19 protein-coding genes are annotated in these 18,569 nt (G+C 66.5%); 10 read left to right on the forward strand and 9 right to left on the reverse strand.

All coding sequences use genetic code 11. The annotated features are described in order from the left end of the window. Positions 1 to 53 precede the first annotated feature (53 nt). The 4 genes from AD89_RS0111425 to pyrE form a co-directional block, all read right to left on the reverse strand. The gene (locus AD89_RS0111425; RefSeq protein WP_025778974.1) at positions 54 to 683 is read right to left on the reverse strand and encodes a TrmH family RNA methyltransferase; all 630 of its coding nucleotides are present in this window, start codon (positions 681 to 683) and stop codon (positions 54 to 56) included. After that, positions 680 to 2,323 carry an ABC transporter permease gene (locus AD89_RS0111430; RefSeq protein WP_025778976.1) on the reverse strand — a complete coding sequence of 548 codons (1,644 nt, stop codon included), beginning with the start codon at positions 2,321 to 2,323 and terminating at the stop codon, positions 680 to 682. Before AD89_RS0111430 ends, AD89_RS0111425 begins: the two co-directional genes overlap by 4 nt. After that, positions 2,323 to 3,198 (reverse strand): ABC transporter ATP-binding protein, encoded by an 876-nt coding sequence (locus AD89_RS0111435; RefSeq protein WP_025778979.1) that lies wholly within the window; start codon positions 3,196 to 3,198, stop codon positions 2,323 to 2,325. The genes AD89_RS0111430 and AD89_RS0111435 overlap by 1 nt, the downstream gene beginning before the upstream one ends. A 182-nt stretch (positions 3,199 to 3,380) precedes the next feature. Next, the gene (gene pyrE, locus AD89_RS0111440; protein ID WP_025778981.1) at positions 3,381 to 3,947 is read right to left on the reverse strand and encodes an orotate phosphoribosyltransferase; all 567 of its coding nucleotides are present in this window, start codon (positions 3,945 to 3,947) and stop codon (positions 3,381 to 3,383) included. 343 nt (positions 3,948 to 4,290) lie between these two features. On the opposite strand from pyrE, the gene AD89_RS0111445 reads away from it, so the two are divergent. Beyond that, positions 4,291 to 4,563 (forward strand): GlsB/YeaQ/YmgE family stress response membrane protein, encoded by a 273-nt coding sequence (locus AD89_RS0111445; protein WP_025778983.1) that lies wholly within the window; start codon positions 4,291 to 4,293, stop codon positions 4,561 to 4,563. Positions 4,564 to 4,637: 74 nt separating this feature from the next. Here AD89_RS0111445 and AD89_RS0111450 read toward each other — a convergent pair whose 3' ends face one another. Beyond that, positions 4,638 to 4,826, reverse strand: coding sequence for a hypothetical protein (locus AD89_RS0111450; protein WP_025778985.1), 189 nt, complete (start codon positions 4,824 to 4,826; stop codon positions 4,638 to 4,640). A 105-nt stretch (positions 4,827 to 4,931) separates the two neighbouring features. Here AD89_RS0111450 and AD89_RS0111455 point away from each other — a divergent pair, with 105 nt between their 5' ends. Continuing rightward, positions 4,932 to 5,144, forward strand: a complete 213-nt coding sequence (locus AD89_RS0111455) for a hypothetical protein (protein WP_101595372.1) — start codon at positions 4,932 to 4,934, stop codon at positions 5,142 to 5,144. Positions 5,145 to 5,726: 582 nt separating this feature from the next. On the opposite strand, the gene AD89_RS0111460 is transcribed toward AD89_RS0111455, so the two are convergent. Both AD89_RS0111460 and AD89_RS0111465 read right to left on the reverse strand, forming a co-directional pair. Beyond that, positions 5,727 to 6,578, reverse strand: coding sequence for an SDR family NAD(P)-dependent oxidoreductase (locus AD89_RS0111460; protein ID WP_025778989.1), 852 nt, complete (start codon positions 6,576 to 6,578; stop codon positions 5,727 to 5,729). Next, a complete protein-coding gene (locus tag AD89_RS0111465; protein ID WP_025778990.1) occupies positions 6,575 to 7,399 on the reverse strand; it encodes a thioesterase family protein in 825 nt (274 codons plus the stop codon). The genes AD89_RS0111460 and AD89_RS0111465 overlap by 4 nt, the downstream gene beginning before the upstream one ends. A 156-nt stretch (positions 7,400 to 7,555) precedes the next feature. Between AD89_RS0111465 and AD89_RS0111470 the strand changes: the two genes are divergently transcribed. From AD89_RS0111470 to AD89_RS0111500, 7 genes are all read left to right on the forward strand, one after another. Beyond that, the gene (locus AD89_RS0111470) at positions 7,556 to 8,350 is read left to right on the forward strand and encodes an exodeoxyribonuclease III (protein ID WP_025778992.1); all 795 of its coding nucleotides are present in this window, start codon (positions 7,556 to 7,558) and stop codon (positions 8,348 to 8,350) included. A 131-nt stretch (positions 8,351 to 8,481) separates the two neighbouring features. Continuing rightward, complete coding sequence (locus tag AD89_RS0111475; RefSeq protein ID WP_025778994.1) at positions 8,482 to 9,396, forward strand: GTP pyrophosphokinase; 915 nt, start codon at positions 8,482 to 8,484, stop codon at positions 9,394 to 9,396. A gap of 132 nt (positions 9,397 to 9,528) precedes the next feature. Then, complete coding sequence (locus AD89_RS0111480; RefSeq protein ID WP_025778995.1) at positions 9,529 to 10,407, forward strand: DUF5926 family protein; 879 nt, start codon at positions 9,529 to 9,531, stop codon at positions 10,405 to 10,407. An 81-nt stretch (positions 10,408 to 10,488) separates the two neighbouring features. Then, complete coding sequence (locus tag AD89_RS0111485; RefSeq protein WP_025778997.1) at positions 10,489 to 11,262, forward strand: glycosyltransferase family 2 protein; 774 nt, start codon at positions 10,489 to 10,491, stop codon at positions 11,260 to 11,262. Continuing rightward, positions 11,259 to 12,197, forward strand: a complete 939-nt coding sequence (gene pheA / locus AD89_RS0111490; RefSeq protein ID WP_025778999.1) for a prephenate dehydratase — start codon at positions 11,259 to 11,261, stop codon at positions 12,195 to 12,197. Before AD89_RS0111485 ends, pheA begins: the two co-directional genes overlap by 4 nt. 186 nt (positions 12,198 to 12,383) lie before the next feature. Beyond that, complete coding sequence (locus AD89_RS0111495) at positions 12,384 to 14,219, forward strand: FAD-binding dehydrogenase (protein WP_025779001.1); 1,836 nt, start codon at positions 12,384 to 12,386, stop codon at positions 14,217 to 14,219. After that, positions 14,216 to 15,055, forward strand: coding sequence for an SDR family NAD(P)-dependent oxidoreductase (locus tag AD89_RS0111500; RefSeq protein WP_025779003.1), 840 nt, complete (start codon positions 14,216 to 14,218; stop codon positions 15,053 to 15,055). Before AD89_RS0111495 ends, AD89_RS0111500 begins: the two co-directional genes overlap by 4 nt. A gap of 41 nt (positions 15,056 to 15,096) precedes the next feature. On the opposite strand, the gene AD89_RS0111505 is transcribed toward AD89_RS0111500, so the two are convergent. Together AD89_RS0111505 and AD89_RS0111510 are read right to left on the reverse strand one after the other, a co-directional pair. Continuing rightward, the gene (locus tag AD89_RS0111505; RefSeq protein WP_025779004.1) at positions 15,097 to 16,029 is read right to left on the reverse strand and encodes an NAD-dependent epimerase/dehydratase family protein; all 933 of its coding nucleotides are present in this window, start codon (positions 16,027 to 16,029) and stop codon (positions 15,097 to 15,099) included. A 33-nt stretch (positions 16,030 to 16,062) separates the two neighbouring features. Next, a complete protein-coding gene (locus AD89_RS0111510; protein WP_025779005.1) occupies positions 16,063 to 16,842 on the reverse strand; it encodes an enoyl-CoA hydratase in 780 nt (259 codons plus the stop codon). Positions 16,843 to 16,950: 108 nt separating this feature from the next. Between AD89_RS0111510 and AD89_RS0111515 the strand changes: the two genes are divergently transcribed. Beyond that, positions 16,951 to 18,528 (forward strand): Na+/H+ antiporter, encoded by a 1,578-nt coding sequence (locus AD89_RS0111515; protein WP_025779006.1) that lies wholly within the window; start codon positions 16,951 to 16,953, stop codon positions 18,526 to 18,528. The last annotated feature ends 41 nt before the right edge of the window (positions 18,529 to 18,569 follow it).

Below are 18,569 nucleotides of genomic sequence, written 5' to 3' on the forward strand. Positions count from 1 at the left end.
TCCCGGCCGGTTTCCCACAGACCATGCGGAGGACTCCGCTGCCGGCAGCTGCCTCAGTTCACAGGCTGGTCGTAGACGTGGCGACGGATCCAGGAGTGCATGGTGATCGCGGCGGCGGCTGCGGCATTCATCGACCGCGTCGACCCGTACTGCGCGATCGAGAGCACGTCGCGGCTGGCCTGATGCGCTTCCTCGCTCAGTCCCGGCCCTTCCTGACCGAACAGCAGCAGGCAGCGCCTGGGCAGATCATAGGTCTCCAGCGGCACGGAGTCCGGGAAGTTGTCGATGCCCAGCAGCGGCACGTTGTTCTCGGCGCACCAGCTGAGCAGGTCGTCCACGCTCGGATGGTGGATGACGTGCTGGTATTTGTCGGTGACCATCGCCCCGCGACGGTTCCAGCGGCGTCTGCCGACGATGTGCACGGCTGCGGCGTTGAAGGCGTTGGCGGTGCGCACAACCGAACCGATGTTGAGGTCGTGCTGCCAGTTCTCGACGCCGACGTGGAAATCGTGCCGCGAGGCGTCGAGGTCGGCCACGATCGCGTCATGCTTCCAATACCGATACTGATCGACGACATTGCGCCGATCGCCTTCCGCCAGCAGCTCCGGATCGAAATGCTCTTCCACAGGCCAGGGGCCGGTCCACGGACCGACCCCCACCTGCGGTTCAGCGCTATCGGTCACTTGTCGTCGCGGGAATCATCCGCCGACTTCGCGTCCTCGTCGTCCGCTGACTCTGCGGTCGAGCCCGACTTCTTCACATCGTCGTCCGAATGGTCCGCATCCTCCGCGCCGGCGGAGTCATCCGTTTCGTCTGCGGTCGAGTCCGACTTCTTCGCATTCTTCGCCGAGGCGGCGGCACCGACTTTCTGCGCGCGCTTGCTCATCTTCACGGTCTTGCCGCCGCGTCCGCCTCCGGACAGCACCGAGCGCACGTACGCACCCGAGGCCAGGGCATGGAGGATGACGGCGAGGACCAGAGCGATGCCGGCGGCGACGAGGCCCTCCCACCACTCGGCCTGACCGGCGAAGGAGCGACCGGCGATGCCCAGCGGCGAGGTGAACGGCGTCCACGACAGCACCTTCGCAACAGTCCCGGTGGGTCCGATGATGACCGGGGCGAAGACGCCGGCCACGGAGATGACGCCGATGATCGTGACGAAGGTGGCGCGCGCCTTGTTTCCGACGAGGGTCGATGCCCAGACCAGCAGCGCGAACACCGACCAGGCGGTGAGCAGCAGGGTCAGTGCGAACCAGCCGAGGCCCGGCAGCATGGCGAATGCCAGGGACGTCTTGCCCGACAGCGAGAGCCCGAGCTCGGTGACGACGGCGGCGGCCACGAGGTGGACGATGGCCAAGGTCAGCATGCCCGTGATCCGGCCCGAAGCCGCAGAGCGCGGCGGAATCGTGGCCGCGATGATCTCGGTGATCCGGTTGCGCTTCTCCAGACGCAGGTTCTGGTACAGCGCGGTGCCCAGAGTGGCGACGACGAGGATCGACAGTGCGACCATTGCCCACAGCAGCGGGGTGGCCACATCGCTCTCGACGGCCGGCGTCTCGAGCAGCGTCGCTTCCGTCTTCGGCGCGAGCTTCTCGAGCAGGGCGTCGGGCTGCTTGTCCAGCGCGATGATCGTCGGCTGTCCCTGACCGCTCGGGTCCTGGATGAACGCGGCGTCGACCTTGCCCTCACGCACGAGCTTCTCGGCCGCCTGCGCATCGTCGACATCGGTGATCTTCACACCCAGCTGCTGTTCGTACATCTGAGCCTGCTCGCCGACTCCGACCATCGCCATGGTCGGGGTGCCCGAGTCCTTCTGCACATCGGCGACGATTCCGGAGATGATCGCAGCCAGCACACCGAGGATGATCACAGCGGCGGTGACCAGGAAGTACGGGCTGCGCATGGCGGTGGTGGACTCACGGTTCGACACGAGCCACGCGGCCTGGCGATTGCCGACGTCGACGAATTCCGAGACCAGTCCGGTCTCCGGCAGCTCGTCCGGGTCGGGGGTGTCCTCGGCGAGCTCGAAGGGAACGTCATCGAGGCCGCCAGTCGCGCCGGATGCGTTCGCGTCCTGCGCGTCGGTGCCCTTCGCGTCGGTGCCCTTCGCTGCCGAGTCCTTCTTCGCCGAGGCGGCCGATCCCGTGGTCGCACCGGTGACGGTCGCCTCGTCGTCCGAGTCGACCTCCTCGGCGGTGGTCTCGTCGTCGATCACATCGTCGTCGGCCGGCAGACCGAGGTCGTCGATGCCTTCGCCGGCCGTGCCCTTGGACACGATCGGCTCCGGGGACTCGTCATTCGCACCCTTGTCCTTGCGCGCCATTACAGAGCCTCCTTGTACTGCTCGGCCAGTGTCGGGCGGACACTTTCGAAGTTCTTCACATTCTTCAGCTCGGCCACGGCAGCGGCAGCTGTCTTCGCGTCATTCGTGCGGAAGCTCACGGCCTCACGTCCGGCGGTCGTCACGTCGCTGATTCCCGTCCGGGATGTCAGCGCCGAGGCGGCCGCCTCGGTGTCGGTCGTCTCGACTCGGTAGTGCGGGTCGCCGAGCAGCTTGTCGACGCTGCCCGAGGCGGTCACCTTGCCCTGGTTCAGAATGATGACGTCATCGGCGAAGGTCTGCGCGGCCTCCCAGTCATCGGTGGCCAGGATGACGGGCACTCCCGAGGATGCGTGGGCCCGCAGCAGGGACGTGACCAGGCGCAGCGAGGCGGCGTCAAGGCCGGCGAAGGCATCGTCGATGACGACGACGTCCGGGTCGGCGGCCAGCGTCGCGGCGATGTCGACGCGGGCGATCTCGGTGCCGGAGAGGTTCTTCAACGGTGCGTAGCCGCGGTCGGCGAGCTCGAGGTGGCCGAGCAGGGTCAGCGCGTTCCGTTCGGCCGCGCCCAGGGTGATCCCGTGCAGGCGGGCGAGGTAGACGATCTGGTCGAGTACACGCATGGTCGGGTATCCGCCGCGTTCGGCGGGCAGATAGCCGAAGTTCTGTCGGTCTCCGAAGTCGAGTTCGAAGTCCTCGAGTTCGATGGTGCCCTCATCGGCGGAGATGAGGCCCATGATGATGCGCACCAGTTCGGTGCGGCCCGCCGATCGGGTTCCCACGATTGCGGTGATCCGGCCCGCCTCGGCGGTGAAACTCACCTCGTCCAGATATGTCCGCTTCCCTTTGCGCAGGGAAACCTCTTTCAGTGTGAGCACGCGTCATCCTTTGCATCGAACAGTTCTTGGGGAGTGTCTCATCTATCGTGTTGAAATCAGAGACTTGTTTCAAACCACGTCCTCGATTTCGACAGAATTGCCAGTCGAGTCCCAGGTCGTGATCGGTGAGCCGATTCCTCACCGAGGCGGCACCTCACAGGTCCACCTCGCCGAGGCGGGACTCAGTCGAGTCCGAGGTCCGCGGTCGTCAGCGCCGTCAGATACGGAATTCCCGTGGCTTCGACCCGTTCCTTGGCACCGGTGTCACGGTCCATGACCACGGCCACGGCGACCACCTCGGCGCCGGCTTCCTTGAGCGCGTCGACGGCGGTGAGCACGGAACCGCCCGTCGTCGAGGTGTCCTCGACGGCGATGACGCGCTTGCCGGCGACGTCGGGGCCTTCGACGCGACGAGACATTCCGTGCTTCTTCGCCTCTTTGCGCACGACGAAGGAGTCGAGCGGCGTGCCGCGCACGACCGAGCGGTGCATGACGGCGGTGCCGACAGGATCGGCGCCCATGGTCAGACCGCCGACGGCGTCGACCGTGTCGAGCAGATCATGAGCCTCGAGTAGGTCGAGGACGACGTCGCCGACAAGCGGTGCCGAGCGGTGGTCGAGGGTGACCCGACGCAGATCGAGGTAGTAGTCGGCCTCCTTGCCGGAGGAGAGGGTCACTCTGCCGCGCACCACGGCGAGTTCGTCGATGAGGTCGAGCAGTTGTCGGCGAGTGTCAGCGCTGTCGGTCATGGCCTCCAGTCTACTGCGCGGTCAGCGCGCGACCGTTCAGCACCGTCTCAGCGGCAGCCTCCGACGCGAATCGGGACTCAGCGACCGAGGACGCCCTGCGCGGAAGGAACCGAGGCGAAGCACCGCGTGAGGAATTCGTGCGGGGCTCGGCGTGAGGAACCCGTGCAGATCGCTGCGTGAGGCTGCGTTCAGTGCTCCGCGTGAGGATCCGGTCGGCGCTGCGTCTGTAGAGATGTCATAATGAATCAACGGGACTTGATGCTCACGGTGGGTCTCGGTTGTACAGTGGCAACAGCACCGTGCAACCCTGCCGGTCAACTGTCTCAGAAGGGACGTGAACAACATGGGTTTCATCGCATATCTGATCCTCGGACTCATCGCCGGAGCCATCGCCAAGGCGATCCTGCCCGGCAAACAGGGCGGCGGCTTCTTCGCCACGCTCATCCTCGGTGTCATCGGTGCCATGCTCGGCGGCTGGCTCGGCGGCATGATCTTCGGCGCTGAGATGAATTCGTTCTTCTCGCTGTCGTCCTGGCTGTGCGCCATCGGCGGTTCGCTGATCGTACTCATCGTCTGGGGCCTCATCACCGGACGCTCGAAGTCCAAGGCCGCCTGACCCGTCGGCAACAGCACAGAATAAGGTGGATAGCCCAGTTTCAAACATGTGCTATCCACCTTTTTCTGTGCCGTTCACGTGCTGCGGCGCATCACCCGCGTGGCCGCATTGGCGATCATGTCGCGCAGCCCCGGCGCCAGTCCCGCAACACCGTCTACTACGGTGACGGACTCGGTCACGCGGGCCGAGACGGCCGACTCGTCGAACCCGCGGACGGTCTCGCTCTCAGCCATCGCCTTCTCAGCCATCGGCTTCTCAGCCATCGGCGGCCTCCTCGTCGACGAATACGTCCTCGACGGTGACGTCGATCCGCAGTGCGGGCGGTCGCCGCCGACCTCGAATCCACCGACAGGGTCTCGGAGGCCCAGGTGATCCTGCGGGGCACCGCGCGGAGTCCGGAGCCGCTCATCCATGTCGATGCCGATGAACGCGCCGACATCGATACCGTCATCGCCGAAGTCGCCGAGCGCGCCGCGGGCAATGCTTCGGTGGCGCTCGGTGCCCCGCTGAGCGCGGTGGCCCTCGAGGTCGGCGTCGCCCGCACGCGCTCGCGCCGCCAACGCAGCGTCAGCGTGCAGTAGCCGGCCGCCATCCAAGAGCGCCGCAGTAGGCAGAAGCCGGCAGCTGCAGTTTCTGCTTTAGCAGCAGGCAGCGGCGAGGTCACCATCGGATGCGGCCACCGAATCTAGGTCACTATCGGATACTTTTCGCACGCAGAAGTATCCGATAGTGACCTAGATTCGAGTTCGGATGTCCGATAGTGACCTGAAGTCAGGCGGGCAGTCGCGAAACACTGCTGTGAATGACAAGAACCCCGGGGCGCGTAATCGCGACATCCCGGGGTCCTCGCAGCACTCCCCTCGAGTACCCGGACGCATCCCCATACGTCCGTTATGTCCACCCGATCCCCACCGGGCGAACACATTAATTTGACCACACTTTCGTATCGCTTGTAAAGAATCTCACGCACCGTCTTGAATCCTGTCGGGCCCTATAGCATAGAAGTGATCAGAATAAAACACCTGGTCACAGGCTCGGGTCAAGGTAGTTCAATCCTCAACTCAGTTGTGCCGCGCTTGCCGAAAATTGCATATAGGTCACATTCTGCGGGTGTGCGTCCGGCCCCGGTCCGATGACCGCCGGCGCATGCGACAGGACTCGAATCAGTGATCGCGGGTGCGGGCGAAGGAGAATCCGGTCGACCCCCACCGCATGAGGGGACGCGGCACCGCAGGGGCGACGAGTGCAGCCAGACGGTACCCGCGCCCGGGAATCGAGACGACCTTTCCCGCCCGCGCATCACGCAGCGACTCCCGCACCACCTGATCGACGCTGAGCCAGATCAGACCGGGTCCGGGACGCTCCACGCCGAGGCGACTGTGAAACTCCGTCCGGATGAAACCGGGCAGGACGGCGGTCACCGTCACCGGGGAGTCCCTGAGCTCTCCGGCGAGCGCCTCAGTGAAGACGAGGGTCGAGACCTTCGAGGCCGCGTACTGTCCCATCGTCGTCACCGCCGCCAGCGAGGAGACGTTGATGATTCCTCCACGACCGCGGGCCTGCATGCGCCGAGCCGCCGCCAGCGACAGCTGCCTCACTACCCCGGTCAGCACCCGATCGAGCGCATCGAGCTCAGCAGCATCGGCATCCAACAGCGTCCCGCGCAGCCCGAAGCCGGCGTTGTTGATGAGCACGTCGATCGGCTGCGTCGCGATGATCTCGTTGACCGCGTCGATACCGTCACGGGTCGACAGATCGGCCACGGCCGCCTCGGCGTGGATATTCTGCGTGGTTCGCAGCTGCGCAGCCAAGCTCTCCAGCCGGGCCTCGTCCCGGGCGACCAAGACGAGGTCGTAGCCCTCTGCGGCCAGAGTGCGGGCATAGCCGCGCCCCAGCCCGGAGCTCGCCCCGGTGATGAGGGCACGCGGCCGGGGACTCGGGTCCCGCCTCGGCGAGGATCCGTCCCGGGTTCGGGACGTCTCGCTGCGCTGCATGGGCGGGACCTCGCGGTTCATACCGCGCCTTGTCCTCTGCGCACGGTCAGGGACTGCACGGCTGTGCCGATGGGGCCGCCTGCGTCGCTGAGCACGCTCGTCGTCTGCCCCAAGCCGGTCGGCCCGAAGGCCACCTTGGTGTCGAAGCCGACCCAGCCGGCCTCGGGCACGCGGGTGAGGTGGATGGAGAGGTCGACGTTCGGGAAGAACGTCGTCTTCGGATCCTCGCGCACGGCCAGACCGTTGGCGGTGTCGACGAACTTCACGAAAGCCGCGGTCGGCGGATCGATCTCACCGTCGACGAGAGGATAGGGACTGCGCACCCAGGACCGGGCGCGGCCGGGATGGGCGTCCGCTCCCTGATGCCCCTCGAGTGACGCGATGTAGCCGCCGCCCCAACGGTTGGTGAAAGGGATCTCGGGCACCTCGGACACGGGCGGCAGCGCCGACCATTCGTCGCCGGCGACCGCCTCGGTGTCCGAAGCCTGCAGTCGCCACACCCGAGCGGTCACGCTGGTGCGCTCACCGTGGCGCATCCGTGCCTCGACGAGTTCGATGGTCCGGCCCGGACGGATGACGTCGACGTCGATGGTGAACTCACCGGAGTGGATGACGCCGAGCACGTCGAAGGTCACCCGGGAGATGAGTTTGTCGCTGGGCAGCCGCCGTTCGATCTCGGCGAGCACCATCCCCGAGGCGGGGGCGAGGTGCTGCTCGCCGGGCTGCCAGGCGCCCTGGCTGTGCAGGGTCGAGACGAGGCGGTCTTCGGACAGCCGCACATAGTAGGAGTCCGGATAAGCGGCACCGTCGTGGCCGAGGTGTTCGTTGGGAGCGTCAGGCATGGTCCCCATCCTATCGAGCCGTCGGCACCGCGATCGGCGCAGGGGCGACGCCCGCACGTTCGTTCGCACTTTCGTCATCGGCTCGCCGAGGCGGCCCGTCCCGGCCGCCCGCACTGTCCGCTTTCACCTCCGGCGCGGACGGCTTAGGGTGGGAGGGTGAGAATCGCTACGTGGAATGTGAACTCGATCCGTGCCCGCCACGACCGCATCGGAGCCTGGCTGGATCGTTCGGATGTCGACGTCCTGGCCATCCAGGAACTCAAGTGCAAGGACTCGCAGTTCCCCGAGGAGCTGTTCACCGAACGCGGCTACGAGGTGAGCTTCCATGGCCTCAACCAGTGGAACGGCGTGGCCATCGCCTCCCGTGTGGGACTGTCCGACCCCGAGATCGGGTTCCAGGACATCCCCGCCTTCGGCGCCGAGGAGCCTGTCGTCGAAGCCCGTGCACTGTCGGTGACCTGCAACGATGTGCGCGTCTATTCGCTCTATGTGCCCAATGGCCGCGAACTCGACCACCCCCACTACGGCTATAAGCTGGACTGGTACAAGGCGCTGACGGCCGATATCGCCGCCCAGCTGAGCGCCGAGCCGGAGAAGAAGCTCGTCCTCTGCGGTGACTTCAATGTCGCTCCGCTCGACGAGGACGTCTGGGACATGGCCGAATTCGACGGCGCCACCCATGTCTCCGAGGCCGAACGCGCCGCCTTCGATGATCTGCTCGGCGCAGGACTGACCGAGGTCACTCGACAGTTCACCCCCGGCCCCGGCGTCTTTACCTTCTGGGACTACCAGAAGCTGCGGTTCCCGAAGAAGCAGGGCATGCGCATCGATTTCCAGCTCGCCTCGCAGGCACTGGCGACGACCGCGACCGCAGGCGAGATCGACCGTGAGGAACGCAAGGGCAAGGGCGCGTCCGACCACGCTCCCGTCATCGTCGACTTCGACGTCTGAGCCATCCCGCCTCGGTGATTTCGGACTGCTGTCTCACCTTTCGGCACCCCGGCGCAACTTCAGCGTCGAAGCCATAGACATCTCCCCTCTCTTCTGGTGAAGTTGAATCAGGAGCTAGGAAGGTGACGAGGATGTCAGCAACTGTCCGTGAATTGGTCGACGAAGCCTACGACCGGCGTGAGTCCACCTGGAGAGCCGCCCTCGAGACGGTCAACGACTGGGTCGAGTCCGTCCGCGCTCCGTCCGCTCTGCTCTCCGGGGACCGAATCCGCGTCGTCGACGGTCGGATCAAGGATCGGCTGCGCACGGGCGAGAAGCTGCGTCGCAAGCTCGCCGATGCCAATGACGAGATCCACGAATCCGTCGAGGTCGAGAATCAGGTCATCGATGTCGTCGGGGCCCGCGTCATCTGCCGCACCGAACGCGAACAGTCGGCCCTGTGGGATCTGCTCACCGAGGTGAGTGACGATACGAACCTCTCCATCGCCGAGGTGCGCGACTACTCCGCGACCCCGAAGCCCTCGGGATACCGCGGCCGCCACCTCATCGTCGAGGTCCCCTTCGACTCCGAACCCTCCGTCCTCGTCGAACTCCAGCTGCGCACGATCATGCAGGACGCGTGGTGCGTGCTGGCCGAGGAGCACCTGTTCAAACCCGGCCAGGCCCTGAAATCCGATCCGCAGCAGGAGCGGCTGTCGGTCATCCTCGCCGGACTCATGGCGCAGGCCGATTCCGTGGCCGGCTACATCGCCGATGACGTCGGCGCGTATCTGGGGATGGGCAATTCCGCGCCGCCGCGAGCCTTCGCCGAGGCGGACGAACCCACCGATCCGGCCATCGAGGTCACCATCCGCGAGCTCAACCACTCCTATGTCCTCGCCGCCGACGAGGTGGGCCGCCACGGCATCATCCGGCTCGAGACACTCGGGCTGACTCCCGACAATCCGGAGCGCTCTGCGTTCCCCCATCCGGGCGACAAGCTGCAGGTGCGGATGGACGAGTCGAACACCACGCGCTACTTCATCCCCGTCGGCCACGAGGGCTGAACGGCCGCGCATCGGCTCGGACAGACTGTGCTCAGTCGCATTCGAGCATTCGATGCCTCTGTCCCCGCCGTCACCGGCGCGCCTGCGAACCCAACAGCCTGGCAACCGCTGCACCGACTAGACTTGCGTCCCATGGGAAAGAAGTCGAAGCGCTCCAAGGAAGAACTCATCGCCAAACGCCTCGCCAGGGCGCAGGCCACGGCATTCGTCGCACGTCCGTTCGCGGACCTGCCGTTCGAAGCCGACCTCATCTGCCTGCGTGAACTCGTGCCCGCGGCCACCGCGACCGCGAAGATCACCGAGGAATACGGCGGCCACGAGGTGACCATCACGTCCCTGCTGCCCGCCGCATGGCAGGCCTGGCGTCGCGACGACGGTGAGATCCTGGCCGGAATGCAGGTGCCCGTGTCCTCGACCGACGCCTCCCGCGATGTCGCCCGCGGCCTGCTGGCCGCCGTCGACGCCGAACCCGGCACCTCCATCGAAGCCACGACCGAACCCGGTGAGGGCCCCCGCCTGCAGGACATCCTCGACACCTCTCACCCGTTCGAGGTCCGTGTGCTCGAGAACTTCGACTACTGGGCCCTGCCCGAAGCCGAATCCGATGCCGACGTCGCCGCCGCCCTCCAGCAGGCCAACGACTCCGTGGCCCCGACCGAGAAGCTCGCCTCCGTCGACTCCGCCTACTGGACCGAGATGTCCGGCCGCACCTACGTCCGCTGGGCCCGCCCCGAAGGCGAAGACCGCGTCGTCGATGCGATGGCCCGCCTGCAGGCCGAGAACGCCAACGACCTCGGCGGAATCGGCACCTTCCTCGGCTACTTCCGCGCCCACGGCATCATCGTCCCCGTCTGGGAACTCGAGTTCGGCACCCAGGTCGACGACGTCGAAGAGCCCATCACCACGTTCGGCAAACGCCTCGACGAGGCGCTGAACACGACCGAGCCGATGAGCACCGAGGCCCGCCGCGTCCGCTCGGGCATCGTGTCCCGCCAGCTGACCATCCACTGATATCCGTCACCACCCCATCACCGGGGCGGGCCCCGGAAACGGTGTCCCGCCTCGGTGCCGGTGACGGACAGGAGAACCGACATGAGCGCACAGCCGCACCCCGCCCCCGAGGCGGTCGCCGCCATCATCCCCGCGATGAACGAATCCCAGCGGATCGGTGCCACCGTCGCTGCGGCCAAGCGGATCCCCGGGGTCGACATGGTCCTCGTCGTCGACGACGGATCGGCCGATGACACGGGCACCCTGGCTCGCCGGGCCGGCGCCGAGGTCATCACCCACCCGAAGAACAAGGGCAAGGCCGCGGCCATGATGACCGGGGCCTTCGCTGTGCGCAATCGGGAGATCTCCGATGCGGACCCGGGCGTCGACCCGCACCACCGGGCGCTGCTGTTCATCGACGGCGACCTCGAGGACTCTGCCATCAACACCGCTCCCCTGGCCGAGCCCGTGCTCGCCGGTCGGGCGGACATGACGATCGCGATCCTGCCCGCGCAGAAACGCAAGGGCGGAGGCTTCGGCTTCGTCGTCGGACTGGCGAAGAAGGGCATCGCCGAACTCTCCGGATTCGACGCCACCCAGCCCCTGTCGGGAATGCGCTGCCTGTCGAGGGAGGCCTTCGATGCGGCCCAGCCGTTCGCCGCAGGATGGGGCGTCGAGGCGGCCATGACCATCGACGTCGTGGGTGCCGGACTGCGCGTCGAAGAGGTCGAATGCGACCTCCACCACCGCGTCACCGGGCGCGATCTCAAGGCACAGCTGCACCGTGCCGCGCAGTACCGCGACGTCGCCCGTGCGCTCCTCGTCCGCCGCCTCCGCGCGAAGCGGAACCGTAACCAGAAGGAGACCGGCAAGTGAGCCTCAACCGTTTCGCCTACCTCGGCCCTGAGGCCACCTTCACCGAGGCGGCCCTGCTCAGCTTCCTCGACTCCCGGAACCTGCGCGCCGAGGCCACGACGCATCCGATGCGCAACGCCCCCTCGGCACTCGACGCGGTGCTCGAGGGTGACTGCGATGCCGCGGTCGTGCCGATCGAGAACTCGCTGGAAGGCGGAGTGCCCGCCACGATCGATGCGCTCACCGAGAACGGGCGCCTGCAGATCATCGCCGAGGTGGTCGTGCCCGTCCGCTTCGTCCTCGCCGTGAAACCCGGCACCACCAGGGAAGAGATCTCCTCCTTCGGTTCGCATCCGCACGGCGAAGCGCAGGTCCGGGCATTCATGAACGAGAACTTCCCCGAAGCCGTCTACCTGCCCACCTCCTCGACTGCCGCTGCCGCCCGGGATCTGGCCAATGATGCAGGTGACCATATGGCCGCGGTCTGCCCGGCGCTGGCCGCCCATCGCTATGGACTCGAGGTCGTCGCCGAGGACATCGGCGACCGCAAAGATGCCGTCACCCGATTCGTCGTGGTCACCCGCCCGGGCCCTCTGCCCGCTCCGACCGGCGCCGATAAGACGACCATCGTCGCGGCCCTGCGCTCGGACCGGGCGGGTTCGCTGCTCGAACTGCTCGAACAGTTCTCCAGCCGCGGGGTGAATATGTCCCGCATCGAGTCCCGTCCCACCGGTGACGGGCTGGGCCTCTACCAGTTCTCGATCGATCTGCTCGGGCACATTCATGAAGCACGGATGGCCGAGGCCCTGCAGGGCGTTCACCGGGCGGCTCTCACACTGCACTTCCTCGGCAGCTACCCGAGCTCCGACGGGGCCGTGGTGCCGGTCGACCCGACGACGACGGACGAGTCCTTCGCCGCAGCCGCCGATTGGCTCGACCGCACCCTCGAAGGCTGATCGACACCGACCGAAAGTGCGCCTGACTGCGGACCGTCTGTGCCTCTTCACACCGGGAACGTCTGCAATACTGAGGTCTACTGGTAAGTAAGTGTGCGCAGAATGTCAGAAAACGGCCCGTTCCGGACAATATGCGCACACTTAACATCGGTTCACCAGCTGACAGAGACGACAGAGGAGTCGACGATGGGTTCTTTAGACAGCACGGGCTCGTCCCACGCACCTGGTGACGGCAGAGACAGCGCCGGACCCGGTGATCATTCCGCCCCGGATCGCCGCTCCCCCGATGCGATCGTCGTCGGGGCTGGACTCGCCGGTCTCGTCGCCGCCCACGAACTCACCCAGGCCGGCAAACGCGTGCTCATCCTCGACCAGGAGAACCGGGCGAACCTCGGCGGACAGGCGTTCTGGTCCCTCGGCGGACTCTTCCTCATCGACTCCCCCGAACAGCGGCGACTGCGCATCCACGATTCGCTCGAACTCGCCAAGGACGACTGGGCCACCTCGGCGGGATTCGACCGGGAGGACGATCATTGGCCCCGGAAATGGGCGGAGGCCTACCTCGAGTTCGCCGCCGGTGAGAAGCGCCGGTACCTGCGTGACCTGGGCCTGCGACTGACGCCGATCGTCGGGTGGGCCGAACGGGGAGGCTCCGGGGCGGGCGAGCACGGCAATTCCGTGCCGCGCTTCCACCTCACCTGGGGCACCGGCCCCGAGGTGGTCCGGGTCTTCCGCGAACCCGTCGAAGCCGCCGAGGCGGACGGGCTCGTCGAGTTCGCCTTCCGTCACCGCGTCGACGAACTCATCACCGAGGGCGGAGCCGTCGTCGGCGTCCGCGGGCACACGCTCGCCCCCAGCCACACGGCCCGCGGAGTCGAATCGAACCGCGACGAACTCACCGACTTCGAACTCCGCGCTCCCGCCGTCATCGTCACCACCGGCGGCATCGGACACAATTTCGAGCTGATGAAGAAGTACTGGCCGGTCGACCGCCTCGGCGAGTTCCCGGATACGATGCTCGCCGGAGTGCCCGCGCATGTGGATGGGCGGATGCTGCAGATCGCCGAGGATGCCGGTGCCAGCCTCATCAACCGGGACCGGATCTGGGCGTACACGGAGGGAATCGAGAACTGGAACCCGATCTGGCCGGAGCACGGCATCCGGATCATTCCCGGTCCGTCGTCGATGTGGTTCGATGCCGAGGGCAATCGTTTCCCTGCGCCGAACTATCCCGGCTTCGATACGAATCGGACGATGCGCACGATCCTGGAGACCGGGCACGACTATTCGTGGTTCGTGCTCAACGAGTCGATCATCCGCAAGGAATTCGCGCTCTCCGGTTCGGAGCAGAACCCGGACCTCACCGAGAAGGACATCCGGATCACGCTCGATCGGGTGCGCTCCTCCGATGCGCCGGGACCGATCGAGGCTTTCAAGAAGTACGGCTCCGACTTCGTCGTGGCAGACACGACCGAGGAACTGGTCGCGGGAATGAATGAACGCTCCCGCGGACCGGTCATCGACCACGACCACCTCATCGCACAGATCCGGCAGCGGGATCGGCAGACCGAGCATGCGTTCTCGAAGGACGCGCAGGTCCAGGCCATCCACAATGCGCGGTCCTACCTGGGCGACAAGATCGTGCGCGCGGTCAAGCCGCACAAGATCCTCGACCCGGCACACGGCCCGCTCATCGCGGTGCGTCTGAGCCTGCTCTCGCGCAAGACCCTCGGCGGGCTGGAGACGAACCTCGACGGGCAGGTGCTGGCGGGAGCCGTCACTGGTGACAGCGCAGGTGGCACAGACTCGAACACACCGATCCCTGGCCTGTACGCGGCCGGGGAGGTCACCGGTTTCGGGGGCGGCGGAATGCACGGCTACAACGCGCTCGAGGGAACGTTCCTCGGCGGGTGCATCTTCTCCGGCCTGCGTGCCGGGCGCGCTGCCGCAGAGGCGAGTCGTGCGGTGACATCTGTGCGACCGGAAAGCGGGTCTGCACGAGACGAAGGAGCGCACTCGTGACCGGCAGCGCGCGTTCAGCCCTCACAGTCTTAGTCACCGGCGGCACTTCGGGAATCGGTCGAGCCGTCGCCGAGGCGCTCGCGGCGAAAGGCTGCACAGTGGTGACGACCAGCCGGAACCCCGACCGTCTCTCCCCTGCCGAACGGATCCCCGGCGTCCGTTATCTTCGGCTCGATCTCGCCGACCCGGACGGTCCGGACCGGCTGGCCGCAGAGCTCGACGGGCTCGGTCTGCTCGAGAGCATCGATGTGCTCATCAACAACGCCGGGGAGAGCCAGTCGGGTCCGTTCGAAGAGCTGCCGGCGGAGGCGATCGAGCGGCTCTTCCGCACGAATGTGTTCGGGCCGGTTCGATTGAGCCAACTCGTTCTGCCCGGAATGCGTGCGAGGCGGGCGGGACGCATCATCATGGTCGGGTCGATGCTCGCCAGCTTCCCTTTGGCCCACCGCAGTTCGTATTCTGCGGCGAAGGCGGCTCTGCGCGCTTTCGCCACGGCGGCACGGCAGGAGCTCTCACCCTTCGGCGTATGGGTGACCACCGTCGAACCGGGATCGATCGCCACAGGTATCGGGCTGCGACGGACGAAGTACCTCGACGAGGGGTCGCCCTATACGCAGGACGTGACGACGATGCTCCAGCATCTCGACGCCCACGAACGCGGCGGCATTCCGGCCGCCAAGGTTGCGGTCACGATCGTCGATGCGATCATCGCTCCGAGGCCGCGGGAGTTCTACGCCGTCGGCAGCAGAGCGCCGCTGCCGTTCCTTCTGGGGCGTGCGCTTCCGCGCGAGCTCGTATCGAAAATCGTCGCCGCCCAGCACGGGCTGAAGCGGTGAGTGCCTCAGTCGCCGGGTCCGGCGGCGGAGTGGTCATCTGACTACTGCAGGCGGGACGGGATGAGGTGTTGTGTAGTCGAGATGCCGAGCACCCGCTGCTGCCGCGACAGGTTGTACGTCCGATCGGACTGCAGGTACTTGACCAGGAAGAGCTTTGCTTGGTCCCCGCGCTTGAACACGCCCTTGATCTTGAGTCCGAGCTTCGCCGCGACCAGCGCCTTGTCCTTCGCCACGCCTTCGATGACGACCTGGTCGTAGCCCATCCGCGCGAAGTGCGTGACGATCGCCTCTTTGAGCCGGTACGGAATCGGGTCGCCGATATTGAAGGGTCCCGCCGCCGACGGCACGTCGAGGCAGGCGAGAGCGGCTCGCACCACATTGTCGACATGCGTCAGGGTGAGCTTCTGCCGACCGCCGCCGGGCAGCCGCAGCACACCCTTCTTCGCCAGCCTCGACAGGAACGGCATGAGCATCGTCTCCCCCGGACCGTAGACCGACGCGGGCCGCAGAATCGCGGCATCGGGGCGGATCCTCATGACAAGCTGCTCGGCGAGAGCGTGAGTGCGGGAGTAGGCGTCGGCGAATTCACTGGGATCCTTCGGCCCGGCCTCCTCCCACAGCTCGGTGTGGGGTTCGGTCTCGGAGTACACCGTCGTCGAGGACAGGTGGACGATCCGGGCGACCGGGAAGGCATCGAGGACATGACGCGTGCCCGTCACCTTCACGGCGTAGAGATCGTCGTCATCGGCGCTGACCGAAGAGATTCCGGCACAGTGGAAGACCGCGGTCACGCTCTTGGCCAACGAGGTCACCGACGCGGGAGCGGGTTGTGTGATGTCCCAGTGTTGGAAGTTCACCCCGGGGATCTCGGGGTCTCTCCGGCACAGAGCATAGACCGTTTCGTCCCGATCGGCGAGCGCCCGTGCAATGGCACCGCCGATGAAGCCGCTGGCTCCGGTCACTATCACCGACACGACGGTCCTCTTCTCATCGTCACACCCTCCGCCTCAGCGGCGGTGCTGCCACTGCGGTTCCCTCTTGTTCAGGAAGGCATCGATCCCCTCCTGCGCATCGGCTGCGACGGCGTTGTCCGCCATCACCTGCGACATCCGCGCATAGGCATCGGCCACAGGCAGTTCCCGCTGTTCGTAGAACGCAGCCTTTCCTAGGGCAACTGTAGCCGACGAGGCGGACGCGACCTTGCGAGCCAATTCCACGGTGGCCGACTCCAGATCGGCATCGGCGACGACATCCGAGACGAGACCGAACGTCAGCGCATCCTCGGCGGTCACGAAGTCACCGGTCAGCAGCATCCGCATCGCCTGCTTCGCCGGCACCGCACGGGAGAGCGCCACCATCGGCGTCGAACAGAACAGCCCGATCTTCACGCCCGGCGTCGCGAACCTGGCGGATTCGGCGGCGACGGCCAGATCGCAGGTCGCCGCCAGCTGGCAGCCGGCCGCCGTGGCCACGCCCTGGACCTGCGCGATCACCGGCTGCGGGATTGATCGGATCAGCTGCATCAGCCGTGCACAGGCATCGAACGTGACCTGCTGGGTCTCCAGATCCGCCCCGCGGATCTCGGTGAGGTCATGACCGGAGCTGAACACATGGCCGGCGGTCGACAAGATGACTGCGCGCACATCGGTGCGGTCGGCCACCTCGGTGAGGGTGTCGATGAGGGATTCCATCACGTGAAGCGACAGCGCGTTGCGCGTGGATGGCCGATTGATCGTCACGGACGCGACCCCGTCGTCGAGCAGCGCGAATACAATTGATTCCGACATAGCCTCATTCTGCCAAAGGTCGCCGGGCCCGGCGCGGAATCTGCGCCGACGATTTCCGCCCGCCTCCGGACACATCTGCTGCGGTGGGAGCGATTCGGAGGGACTGGCATGACCACACTGCTGATGATCATCGGATTCGGTGCCGCCACCTCGGTGGTGGTCGGTCTGGGGCAGAAGCTCAAGCTTCCGTGGCCGGCGCTCATGGTCCTCATCGGCATCGCCGGCGCGTTCATCCCCACTTTCGCCGAGGTGGCCATCGATCCGGAGCTCGTCCTCCCTCTCTTCCTGCCGCCCCTGCTTTTCGCCGCCGCACAGAAGACGTCGTGGGCGCTGTTCGCGATCCGGTGGCGCACGATCCTCGGCATGTCCGTGGCCTTGGTCGGGGTGACCGTGGCCGCCGTCGCCGGGTCCGCGGTCTTCCTCATCCCCGGAATCACGATCGCCGCGGCCATCGCGCTCGGCGCCATGCTCGCCCCACCCGACCCGGTCGCTGTCGAAGCCGTGGCCAGCACCGTGTCGATCCCCCGCCGCATCATGTCGACCCTGCAGAGCGAGGGCCTGTTCAACGATGCCGCCTCCCTGGTCATCTTCCAGACCGCGATGGCCGCGGTATTGGCCGGCACCGAGGTGGACTACGCAGATCTGGCCGTGTCGTTCGTCGTCTCCGCCGTCGTGGCGATCCTCGTCGGCTTGGTGCTGTCCTTCGCCGCCTGGTGGGTGATGGAGAAGATCGATCACACGATCGCTCGGTCCTCCCTGATGCTCGTCCTGCCCTTCGGCGTCTACCTCGTCGCCGAGCACTTCCACGCCAGCGGGGTCATCGCCGTCGTCGTCGCAGCCCTCGAGGTGCGGCGCCGCGATGTCGCGGGCAACTCGGCGGAGCGGGTGACGCAGAATTCGACGTGGCAGGTCCTCGAGATGCTCATCACGGGAATCGCCTTCGGACTCATCGGCCTCGACCTGCGCCTCATCGTCGAATCCGAGCATGCCGACCTCGGGCGAGCGCTGCTCGTCGGCGGCTTCATCGCCGTCGTGGTCGTCGCCGTCCGCTTCGTGTGGCTGCTGCTGGGCACACTCATCGAACGCAAGAGACGCGAGGAGGATCCCGACGCCGCACCCTTGAGCGTCCGCGATGCCACACTGATGACCTGGGGCGGGATGCGCGGCCTGGCCACAGTCGCCCTCGCCCTGTCGATCCCGGCCACGACGGCCTCCGGCGCCGCGTTCCCCGGCCGGTCCTATGTCGTCGTCGCGGCGGCGGTGGTTCTGCTGGTCACTCTGGTGCTGGCGGGCCTGAGCTTTCCGACAGTCGTCGCTGTCCTCGGCATCGACGACGAAGCGGAGAAGGAACATCAGGCGACCAGGGACATTGCACTGCGCGCCTACAAGGCAGCGATGCGCGAGATCAAGAACGATGACAGCCTGCCCGACGACATCATCGAACCACTGCGTGCGAGGTTCAAGGTCCTGCACGATCAGCTCAGCGGAACCACCGATGACCAGGCGAGTTCGGAGCAGGCGATGGCGTTCAAGGAACACCGGGAGCAGATGTTGGCCGTGCAGAAGAAGGCCATGCAGTCCGCCCGCGCCGAGGTGCTCAAAGCTCGTCGTGAGCGCGGCACCGATCCGGAGGTCGCGGACAAGGTGCTCCACCGCTTCGACCTGCAGTCCGTCATCACCCGGTAGGACCGGGCCGGTCCCGGTTGGTTTTCCGGGCCGGTCCCGGC

This window comes from Brevibacterium sp. VCM10 (assembly GCF_000583215.1).
Taxonomy (GTDB): Bacteria; Actinomycetota; Actinomycetes; order Actinomycetales; family Brevibacteriaceae; genus Brevibacterium; species Brevibacterium linens.